4 protein-coding genes and 1 pseudogene are annotated in these 2854 nt (G+C 63.9%); 2 read left to right on the forward strand and 3 right to left on the reverse strand.

The genetic code is table 11. The annotated features are described in order from the left end of the window. Positions 1 to 109 (forward strand): annotated as a pseudogene (locus EN935_RS42330) (YeiH family putative sulfate export transporter); the annotation flags it as partial. Between the two features lie 217 nt (positions 110 to 326). Here EN935_RS42330 and EN935_RS29625 read toward each other — a convergent pair. Next, a complete protein-coding gene (locus tag EN935_RS29625) occupies positions 327 to 824 on the reverse strand; it encodes a GAF domain-containing protein (RefSeq protein WP_109660343.1) in 498 nt (165 codons plus the stop codon). Between the two features lie 93 nt (positions 825 to 917). Between EN935_RS29625 and EN935_RS29630 the strand changes: the two genes are divergently transcribed. After that, a complete protein-coding gene (locus EN935_RS29630; RefSeq protein WP_109660341.1) occupies positions 918 to 1346 on the forward strand; it encodes an NUDIX domain-containing protein in 429 nt (142 codons plus the stop codon). Positions 1347 to 1367: 21 nt separating this feature from the next. Here the strand turns inward: EN935_RS29630 and EN935_RS40965 are convergent, their stop codons facing one another. Further along, positions 1368 to 1526, reverse strand: coding sequence for a hypothetical protein (locus EN935_RS40965; protein WP_164482308.1), 159 nt, complete (start codon positions 1524 to 1526; stop codon positions 1368 to 1370). A gap of 141 nt (positions 1527 to 1667) precedes the next feature. Then, positions 1668 to 2854, reverse strand: a 1187-nt coding sequence (gene groL / locus EN935_RS29635) for a chaperonin GroEL (protein WP_127373903.1), incomplete at its 5' end; no start/stop codon positions are given.

The following is a 2854-nucleotide window of genomic DNA, read 5'->3' on the forward strand; positions in this document are numbered from 1 at the left end:
GGCCGACATTTCGCAGCTGCGCTCCCGCGGCCTGCGCCCGCTGGCGCTCGCCTTCTCGGCCTTCCTGTTCATCGGCTGCTTCAGCCTGATGCTGGTGAAGTTCGTCTGAGGGTTCAAAGGTAGCGCTCCACGGCGCCCCCCTCTGTCCTGCCGGACATCTCCCCCACAGGTGGGGAGATTGGATGCCGCGACCGATATCGCCAATTTTCAGCGTTGCAAGCGAGAGCCGGCGTCACAGCTGCCCGGTCTCCCTCCTTGTGGGGGAGATGTCCGGCAGGACAGAGGGGGGCGCGAAGGAACTCGACGGCGGATGCTGGATCGAGGAACTAATCCTCGAAGGAACTCGCCGCGGCATAGATCGCCGCCAGCGTCTCGATGCCGGCCTGGTCGGCCTTGTCGAAGCGGGCGGGCAGCGGGCTGTCGAGATCGAGCACGCCGAAGACGCCGTCATCGTCCTCGAGCAGCACGACCAGTTCCGAGCGCGAATCGGCGTCGCAGGCGATGTGGCCGGGAAAATCATGCACGTCCTTGATCAGCATCGAGGTGCCGAGTTCGACCGCGGTTCCGCACACGCCCTTGCCGACGGCGATGCGCACACAGGCCGGCTTGCCCTGGAACGGTCCGAGCACCATTTCCTCGTCCGACTGCAGGAAATAGAACCCCGCCCAGTTGAGGTCCGGCACCATCTGGAAGATCAGCGCCGCGGTGTTGGCGGCGTTGGCGATCGAATCGCGCTCGCCCTCGAGCAGCGCCTTAAGCTGGGTGGCGAGGTCACGGTAGAACGCGGCCTTGTCCGACGTGTCGATGGCCTTGGCCGCAAACATGAACTTGTCTCCCTATCGAGAATCGCGGTTTCGTCTCGGTCGCCTGCCAAAATCTGGCAAGCTCCGCACCAAACGACCACGGATGATACTAGCGTGAATTCCATCCCCTCCGAAAGCCGCAAGATCAGGATTGCCGCAGCTGTGATCACGGATGCGTCGGGCAAATTGCTGCTGGTGCGCAAGCGCGATACCAACGCCTTCATGCAACCCGGCGGCAAGATCGAGCCGGACGAGGAACCGGTCGATGCCCTGGTGCGCGAATTGCGCGAGGAACTCGGATTGGTGATCGACCCCCGCATCGCCGCCCGGCTCGGCCTGTTTTCGGCTAAGGCGGCCAATGAGCCGGATTACACGGTCGAAGCGGAATTGTTCGCGCTCACTTTTGCCGCACAGCCGATCGAGAGCCAGCCGATGCCGGCCGCCGAAATCGAGGAGATGATCTGGCTGGACCCGCAAGCGACCGACGGCATCGAACTCGCGCCGCTGACACGCGACGTGGTGCTGAGGTTGAGCGGAAAGTAGTGGCGTACGAGCCGCAGAGCCTTACATCGGGCGTTTGGGCTCGCTCTTTGCTGGCGTTGCCGTGTCGGAGTCGGATTTCTTGTGCTTGTCGGCGGCAATCCTGCGGATGCGGTCGAAGCGGCTTTCCTCGGTTTTTTCGGTCGTGACGACCGTCTCTGGCTTCCGCACGAACGTGATCATGGATCGGTCTCCTGGGCTAGAGGCCTGAACGCCGGGAGAAAATCCCCCGGCGGTAGTCCCGGCTCTTGGAACCGGCGTGGAAGATTCAGGTCAGGCCGAGCCGAAACCGGCGTTTGCAGGCCGGCCTCACCTGAATCAGGATCAGTAGCCGCCCATGCCGCCGCCGCCACCACCTGCCGGTGCTGCATCCTTGGCCGGAATGTCGGTGATCATCGCTTCGGCGGTGATCAGCAGGGCTGCGATCGAGCCGGCATCCTGCAGTGCGGTGCGCACCACTTTCGCCGGATCGACGATGCCCGCCTTGATCATGTCGACATAGGTCTCGTTCTGGGCGTCGAAGCCCTGATTGTGGTCCTTGCTGTCGGTGAGCTTGCCGACGACGATCGAGCCTTCGACGCCGGAATTCTCGGCGATCTGGCGGATCGGCGCTTCGAGCGCCCTAAGCACGATCGTGATGCCGGCTGTGACATCGGCATTGGCGCCGGTCAGGCCGCCAAGCACCGAGCGGGCACGCAGCAGAGCCACGCCGCCGCCGGGCACGATGCCTTCTTCAACCGCCGCGCGCGTTGCGTTCAGCGCGTCGTCGATGCGGTCCTTCTTTTCCTTGACTTCCGACTCTGTTACGCCGCCGACGCGGATGACGGCAACGCCGCCGGAGAGCTTGGCCAGCCGCTCCTGCAGCTTTTCCTTGTCGTAGTCGGAGGTCGTCTCCTCGATCTGACCCTTGATCTGGGCGACGCGCGCCTGGATCGTCGCCTTGGTGCCGGCGCCGTCGATGATCGTGGTGGTGTCCTTCTCGATCAGCACGCGCTTGGCGCGGCCGAGCATCTCGATGGTGACGTTTTCGAGCTTGATGCCGAGGTCCTCGGAGATCATCTGGCCTGATGTCAGCACGGCGATGTCTTCCAGCATCGCCTTGCGGCGGTCACCGAAGCCCGGCGCCTTGACGGCCGCGACCTTGAGGCCGCCGCGCAGCTTGTTGACGACCAGCGTCGCCAGAGCCTCGCCCTCGACGTCCTCGGAGATGATCAGCAGCGGCCTGCCGCTCTGCACCACCGCCTCGAGGATCGGCAGCATCGCCTGCAGATTGCCGAGCTTCTTCTCGTGGATGAGGATGTAGGGCTCTTCTAGCTCGACGCGCATCTTGTCGGCATTGGTGACGAAATAGGGGCTGAGATAGCCGCGGTCGAACTGCATGCCTTCGACGACGTCGAGCTCGGTCTCGGCGGTCTTGGCTTCCTCGACGGTGATGACGCCGTCATTGCCGACCTTGTCCATCGCCTTGGCGATCATCTCGCCGACGCTGGCATCGCCATTGGCGGCGATAG

This window comes from Mesorhizobium sp. M7D.F.Ca.US.004.03.1.1, from assembly GCF_003998635.1.
Taxonomy (GTDB): domain Bacteria; phylum Pseudomonadota; class Alphaproteobacteria; order Rhizobiales; family Rhizobiaceae; genus Mesorhizobium; species Mesorhizobium loti.